A 6,951-nucleotide genomic window follows, 5' to 3' on the forward strand; every position below is an offset into this window, starting at 1 on the left:
TCAGGTGCCTTTTCGGTAGATCTCGTCAATGATCTTCTGGGACTTGAGGGCGTCGGCCGGGGTTATCCCGAACGGTTCGCCGGACGAGATGGCGCGGTAGAAATCGGCGATCAGCAACTGGTGCGAGGCACCCCAGTAGTCCCGGCCTTCGCCGGTCGAACGAGGCTCGGCGACCACCTCGACCCGCCCGTCGTCGTGGGTGATGGTGAGATCGCCGCGGAGGTGCAGCACCGCCGAGGAGGTGGCGATCTCGATGGTCACCGGCGAGTCGACCGCGTTGGTGACCGTGGCGAAGACGACGCTTCGGGCGCCGCCGACGTGGTCGAGGAGCAGGTTCGCGGTGTCCTCGACATCTATACCGGGAATGTCGGACATGCGTGCGCTGTGCCCCGACACCTGCGAGACCTCGCCGAGCAGCCACTGCAGGAGGTCGATGGTGTGGATAGCCTGATTTATCAGGACACCGCCGCCGCTTCGTTCGCGTTCGCCGCGCCAGGGCCGTTTCGCGTAGTAGGCGGCGTCGCGATGCCAGAGAACGGTGGCGGACCCGCCGCGTACCGAAGCATGGTCTTGATCTTGAAGGAACTGAGAAGCGGCCCGGGACGTGGCGTTGTAGCGGTTCTGCAGGCAGACGCCGACCTGAAGATCGGGGAAGTCCGCGAGAGCGTCGACCAGGACGGCGGCTTCCTCGATCGTGTGCGCGACCGGCTTCTCCAGCAGGACGTGCGCGCCGTGCGCGAGGGCCTCGAGAGCGATCGGCACGTGCGTGTCGTGCGGCGTGCAGACGTGCACCACGTCCGGTCGCAGCGCGGAGAGCATCGCCCGGTAGTCCGACGTCGAGTCGCACACGCCGACCAGCTCCGCGCCGAGCGCCGAGATCGCCGCGACGTGCACGACCGAGACGTCGCCCCGCCCGGCCAGCAGCACCCTCACTTGATGCCGCCCGCGGTCAGCCCGCCCACCAGGTAGCGCTGGAAGATCAGGTAGAGCAGCACCACCGGCAGCGCGCAGACCAGCGCGGCCGCCATCATCTGCGAGTACACCGGCAGGGCGCCGCCCTCCTGGGACGCGCCGAACACCTGGAGGGCGACCGCGGCGGTGTGCGTCTCGGGGCGGGTCAGCACCGAGGCGAACAGCACGTCGTTCCAGCCCAGCAGGAACGCGAAGATCGCGGCGACGACGATGGCCGGCAGGCTCAGCGGCACGATGATCCGGCGCAGGATGGTGATCGTGGACGCGCCCTCGGTGCGGGCCGCCTCCTCCAGCTCGCGCGGCAGGCCGCGCAGGTAGGTGACCATCACCCAGGTGGAGAACGGCAGCGCGAAGGTCAGGTACGCGATGAACAGCCCCCACCGGGTGCCGACCACGGTCAGCCCGAGGTAGTTGCCGGCGCTGGAGAACAGCACGAAGACCGGCAGCAGCATCAGCGTGCCCGGGATGCTCTGCAGGCCGACCAGCCCGCGCAGGATCGTCAGCCGCCCCCGGAACTGGTAGCGGACCAGCACGTACGCGGTGGTGGTGCCGAGCAGCGCGGACGCGATCGCGGTCGCCCCGCAGACGATCAGGCTGTTCGCGATGCCGGTGGCCAGGTCGGCCGTCGTCCAGATCTTGTGGTAGCTGTCCAGGCTGAACGAGCTCGGCCAGAACTCGCCGGACGCCACCCCCACATCGCTGTTGAGCGAGGCCAGCACGATGTACGAGACCGGCACCAGCACCGCCGCGCACAGCAGCACGGTCAGCGTGGCCAGCAGCGGCCGCGGGAGCAGCCGGGTCGCCTCGGCGTGCGCACTCATTTCCGGCTCCCTTCCTCGTGGACGTCCAGCCGGACCGCCCGCAGGTAGATGAAGAGCGGGATCAGGATGACGATCAGCGACACCACGGCCATCGCCGCGCTGAGCCCGAACCGCAGGCCCTGGAAGCTGGTCACGTACACCAGCATCGGCATGACGTTGACGTTGTCCGGGGCGGGTGCACCGAACAGCACGAACGGCAGGGTGAAGTTGTTGATGTGGTTGAGCGTGGCGAGCAGGCAGGCCAGCAGCACCGGACCGCGCAGGTACGGCAGGATCACCTTGGTCAGCTTCGGCCACCAGGTGACCCCGTCGACCGCGGACGCCTCGTGCACCTCGTGGTCCACCGACTGCAGCGCGGCCAGGGACATCAGGTAGATGAACGGCCAAGCCGCCCAGATCTCCACCAGGATCAGCGTCCAGTAGGAACGGCTGCCGCTGAGCCAGAGCGTGTTGTGGTTGCCGAGCACGCTGTTGACGATCCCGTCCGGCTGCAGCATGGTCCGCCAGACGGTGGCAACGACAAAGGACGGCAGCACGTACGGGATGAGGAACACCGCCCGCACCAGCCCGCGCCCGCGGTACCTGTTCTGGGTGACGAGCGCGGCGGCGATCCCGATCGGGACGGTGGCCGCGGTGGACAGCAGCGCGAACGAGACGCTGATCCACATCGAGTGCAGCAGGCCGGAGTCGAGCGCCTCGGCGTAGTTGGCCAGCCCGATGAACGGCGCCTCGATCCAGCGGCGCAACGTGTACTGGTCCAGGTCGATGAACGAGATCCACAGGGCGAGAGCGAGCGGGATCAGGATGACCAGGACCATCAGGATCCCGCCGGGCGTGAGGAGCCACAGCGGACGTTGCCGCTCGGTCACGCCCCGTCTTTTTCGCTCCGCCTTCGTCTCGGTCGGGCGAGCGAGCGTCTGGGTGGCCATGGCTACTTGGCCCGGTCCAGGGCCGACTGGGCGGACTTCTGCGCGTCGGCGATCCGGGCGTCGATCTGCTGCGGGCTGAGCGACCCCTTGGCCAGGTCGGGCAGCGACTGGACGGCGACGTTGGTCAGCGCGAGCTGGATGTCGCTCCACGCGCCGGTGAACGGGGTGGCCACCGACTTCTTCGCCGCCTCGGCCACCGGGGCGAGCTTCGGGTCGGAGGCGAGGGACTGCAGCGCCGAGGCGTTGGCCGGCAGGTTGCCGAACTGCTTGTAGTAGTCGAGCTGCACGTCCGGGTCGGTGACCAGCTTGACGTACTGGAAGGCCAGGTCCTTGTTCTTCGAGTAGTCGGCCACCAACAGGTTGTCACCGGAGAGGATGCTGGCGGCCTCGACGCCGTTCGCGGGGCGGGCCTGGGCGCCGGGCGGGATGGTCGGCAGCAGCGCGAACGACCACTTGCCCTGCACCGCGCCCTGCTCGAGGGAGTTCTTCGCGGTCGTGGTGGTGAGCAGGAAGTAGCCGGTCTTGCCCTTGGCGAACGCGGCCAGGGCCTGCGGGTTGGTCCAGCCGACCGCGGCCGGGTCGACCACCTTGTCGGTGGTCAGCCAGCCGAAGTACGTCTGGTACGCCTTCTGCACGGCCGGGTCCTGGATCTTGGCGGTCTTGCCGTCGACCAGCGGGTTGCCGGCCTGCACCGACATGCCCCAGACGAACTTCCACGGGTCGTAGTTGTCCTTGTACGCGATCGCCAGCCCGTACTGGTCGCCGTGGGTCAGCTTCTTGGCCTGCTGGGTCAGCTCGTCCCAGGAGGTGGCCGGCTTGTCGATGCCGGCCGCCTTGAGCAGGTCGGTGTTGTACGCCATCACGAACGGGCGGCTGACCCACGGGATACCGACCTGGTTGTTCTCGTCCGGGCCGGAGATGCCGAGGGTGGCCGGGTTGAACTTGTCCTTGCCGCCGATCTTCTGCCACTCGGAGTCGCCCATCTTCACGAATGCGCCGGTCGAGTACGCCGTGGGGGTCATCGTGGTGCCGACCGCGTACACGTCCGGCCCGGTCCCGGACACCACGGATGTCTGTATCTTGGTGAGCTCGTCGTTGGCGCTGGCGAACTGCTCGAACTTCACCGTCGCGCCGGTCTGCGCCTTGAACTTCTCGCTGATCGACTTCTGCCAGGCGGCGAACTGCTCGGGGTACTGCGTGTTCGCGCCGATCAGCACGTCCAGGGTCTTGCCGCCCCCGCTGCTGCCGCCGTCGCCGCCACCGCACGCGGCCAGTGCGGCGGCGAGCACCGTCGCACCGGCCACGGCCATGATCTTCTGGGTACGCATCGTATGTCTCCTTTGCCGGTGCCCGGTTTCTTCCAGTGATCCGCATCACTGTTTATCCGTCCCGGCGGTTTCGGCAACGAGTTGCCAGTTGTTGCCTTGCGACCGCGGCAACAAGTGGCAACCGCTTGCCTTCCGGGTTTTCGGCCCTTGAGGCTCGGGCACATGGCTGCCCTGACGCCGCACCCCGATCGGCTGCTGCCGGCCGACCCCGGGGTCCGCTCCCTCGCCCGCCGCCTCTACGAGACCGTCCGCGACCTGCCGATCGTGAGCCCGCACGGGCACGTCGACGCGCGGCTGCTGCGCGACGACGAGCCGTTCGCGGATCCGGCGTCGCTCCTGCTGCAGCCGGATCATTACGTGACGCGGCTGCTGCATGCGGGCGGGGTGCCGCCGGCGGCGCTGGGGGTGGGGCGGGGACCGCTGCCCGCTTCCGCGTCCCGGGCCGCCTGGCGGTTGCTCTGTGAACACTGGCACCAGCTGCGCGGGACGCCGGTCCGGTACTGGCTTACGTCGACGCTCGCCGACGTCTTCGGGATCACCTCGCAGCCCTCGGCGTCGAACGCCGACGAGCTCTACGATCGGATCGCCGCACAGTTGGCGTTGCCCAGCCATCGGCCGCGCGCGTTGTTCGAGCGGTTCGGGATCTCGTTCCTGGCCACCACCGACGACCCGGCCGATGACCTGTCGGCGCATCGGGCCCTGCGCGGGTCGCTGCCGGTCGTGCCGACGTTCCGGCCCGATCGGTATCTCGAGGTGGGGCGGCCCGGGTGGACCTCCTACGTCAAGGAGCTGGGCGGCGACCCCGGAGACTATGCCGGGTTCATCGCCTCGTTGGAGGCTCGGCGGCGCTTTTTTGTGTCGCAGGGCGCGGTCTCGGCCGATCACGGGCATCTCGACGCCGGAACCGAACCACTCGATCGGGTCGACGCCGAGCGGATCTATCGGGCGGCGATCGGCGGGACGGTCACGGCCGGCGAGGCGACCGCGTTCCGGCGGCACATGATCTTCGAGATGGCCCGGATGTCATGCGACGACGGCCTCGTCATGACGATCCACCCCGGCATCTACCGCAACCACCATCCGGCGACGCTGGAGTCGTTCGGACCGGACACGGGACACGACATCCCGGTCAGCCTGGAGTACACCCGGGCCCTGCAGCCGCTGTTGTCCCGGTTCGGCACGGCTCCCGGCTTCCACCTCGTGCTGTTCACCGTGGACGCGACCGTCTACAGCCGGGAGATCGCGCCGCTCGCCGGGTTCTACCCCGCGGTGTACGCGGGGGCGCCCTGGTGGTTCCTCGACAACCCGTCGGAGATCCGCAACTACCAGCGCGCGGTCACCGAGACGGCGGGCTTCTCGCGAATGTCCGGCTTCATCGACGACACCCGCGCCTTCTGCTCCATCCCGGCCCGGCACGACATGTCGCGGCGACTGGACGCCGGCTTCCTGGCGTCGCTGGTCGCCGAACACCGCCTCGACGAGGAGGAGGCCGCGGAGACGCTCACCGACCTGGTGGTCACCCAACCTCGAAAGGTCTTCAAGATCTGTTGAGACCGGCTACGAGATTGCCATCGAGCCGGTTGTGCCGGTCACCCGCCAGCCGCTGCCGGGCTCGTTGTGCACGACGTAGGTCAGCCAGGTGGCGCCGAGGCAGGCGACGAAGCCGTTGACGGCGACCCGCACCTCGTGGTCGTCGCCGGTTGCCGGGCCGAGCGTGATCAGGATGCCGCCGTCGCGCACCTGCGGGCAGCCGTCCCTCGTCTCGATCACCGTGTTCCGGTCGGCGACGAATGCCACCGTCGCCTCCGGCGCGAGAGCGGTGGTGAACTGGCGCTGGGCGTCCGGCCCGATCGGTGTGCCCCGTTCGTGCGGCCCGTCCGGGTCACCGGCGTCCGGGACATAGTGGTCGAGCAGGTAGACCTTGCTGAACGTGTGGCCGGCGAAGGAGTTGTCGGACGGCGTGTCCAGATATCGCCGCAGGACCTGCACGTAGATCGCGGCTTCGTCGGCGACGCCTGCCGCAGCTGGGGTCGACGCGGGTGCGGCCGGCGGGGTAGTGGCCTTGGTCTGCCCGGTGCAACCTGCCGTGGCCGCGGTGAGCAAGCCGGCGACGGTCGCGACGAGAAGCATGCGCCGCATCGAACACCCTCCCAGAATCAGTGGATGAGCACTCAGACGCGTGCCGTCGCTGCACGGTTCCGGAGCCGGGCCGCCGCGGCGAGCGCCTCCTGGAGGATCACGCGCTCGGGCCGGCCCTGCGCGCGGGCCAGCGCGGCGACATCCTCGAACTCGGGCATCACCTGCAGCACGACCCCGTTGCGAGACCCAACCTTGACGCGTACGCGGCCTCCGCCGACGGATACTTCAACGAACTCGCGATCCAGGGCGACACGGCCGCGCCGGCTGTGGCGAACGCCCAGGGTGCTGGTGTCGCGGAAGATCCGATCGCGGGCGGCGCCGGCGAGGTCTTCCCGGCAGAGGACGCTCAGCGTGTGGGCGGGGCGGCCCTTCTTCATCAGGATCGGGGTCAGCCAGGCGTCGGCCGCGCCCAGGTCAAGCAGGCCGGCGAGGATGCCGGGCCACAGTCGCGGGTCCAGGTCGTCGATGTTGGCCTCGAGCAGGACGAGGGTTTCGCCGCGGCGCTCGGCCGGGGTGCCCACCAGCACCCGGACGATGTTCGCCCGGCCCGACGGGTCGCGGGTGCCGGCGCCGATGCCGACCGCGGCCAGCTCCATCGCCGGAAGCGGCTCGCAGACATCCGCGAAGGTCCTGAGCAGGGCCATGCCGGTGGGTGTCGCAAGCTCACCGGCCTCGGCGGGGGTCGGCCCCCCCGGGGGGGGGGGCTCGGCGGGGGGGGGCGGGCCGCCGGGGGGGGGGGGGGGCGCCCGCGGGGGGGGGGGC

7 protein-coding genes are annotated in these 6,951 nt (G+C 69.6%); 1 reads left to right on the forward strand and 6 read right to left on the reverse strand.

Going from position 1 to position 6,951, the window contains the following annotated elements:
• The 4 genes from ODJ79_RS44625 to ODJ79_RS44640 all read right to left on the reverse strand — a co-directional run bounded on the left by ODJ79_RS44625 (position 1) and on the right by ODJ79_RS44640 (position 4,050).
• Positions 1 to 933, reverse strand: a complete 933-nt coding sequence (locus tag ODJ79_RS44625; protein ID WP_263029817.1) for a Gfo/Idh/MocA family protein — start codon at positions 931 to 933, stop codon at positions 1 to 3.
• On the reverse strand, positions 930 to 1,793 hold the full coding sequence (locus ODJ79_RS44630; RefSeq protein ID WP_263029818.1) for a carbohydrate ABC transporter permease: 864 nt from the start codon (positions 1,791 to 1,793) through the stop codon (positions 930 to 932). The genes ODJ79_RS44625 and ODJ79_RS44630 overlap by 4 nt, the downstream gene beginning before the upstream one ends.
• Positions 1,790 to 2,662 carry a carbohydrate ABC transporter permease gene (locus tag ODJ79_RS44635; RefSeq protein WP_263029819.1) on the reverse strand — a complete coding sequence of 291 codons (873 nt, stop codon included), beginning with the start codon at positions 2,660 to 2,662 and terminating at the stop codon, positions 1,790 to 1,792. The genes ODJ79_RS44630 and ODJ79_RS44635 overlap by 4 nt, the downstream gene beginning before the upstream one ends.
• A gap of 62 nt (positions 2,663 to 2,724) precedes the next feature.
• Positions 2,725 to 4,050, reverse strand: coding sequence for an extracellular solute-binding protein (locus ODJ79_RS44640; RefSeq protein ID WP_263029820.1), 1,326 nt, complete (start codon positions 4,048 to 4,050; stop codon positions 2,725 to 2,727).
• Between the two features lie 162 nt (positions 4,051 to 4,212).
• Here ODJ79_RS44640 and uxaC point away from each other — a divergent pair, with 162 nt between their 5' ends.
• Positions 4,213 to 5,601: a glucuronate isomerase gene (gene uxaC / locus ODJ79_RS44645; RefSeq protein WP_263029821.1), complete on the forward strand. Its 1,389-nt coding sequence runs from the start codon at positions 4,213 to 4,215 to the stop codon at positions 5,599 to 5,601.
• Between the two features lie 6 nt (positions 5,602 to 5,607).
• Here uxaC and ODJ79_RS44650 read toward each other — a convergent pair whose 3' ends face one another.
• Both ODJ79_RS44650 and ODJ79_RS44655 read right to left on the reverse strand, forming a co-directional pair.
• The gene (locus ODJ79_RS44650; protein ID WP_263029822.1) at positions 5,608 to 6,180 is read right to left on the reverse strand and encodes a hypothetical protein; all 573 of its coding nucleotides are present in this window, start codon (positions 6,178 to 6,180) and stop codon (positions 5,608 to 5,610) included.
• Positions 6,181 to 6,221: 41 nt separating this feature from the next.
• Positions 6,222 to 6,951 (reverse strand): LarC family nickel insertion protein (locus tag ODJ79_RS44655; RefSeq protein ID WP_263029823.1); only part of this gene is annotated, 730 nt, incomplete at its 5' end.

This window comes from Actinoplanes sp. KI2 (assembly GCF_025630775.1).
In the GTDB taxonomy this organism is placed as follows: domain Bacteria; phylum Actinomycetota; class Actinomycetes; order Mycobacteriales; family Micromonosporaceae; genus Actinoplanes.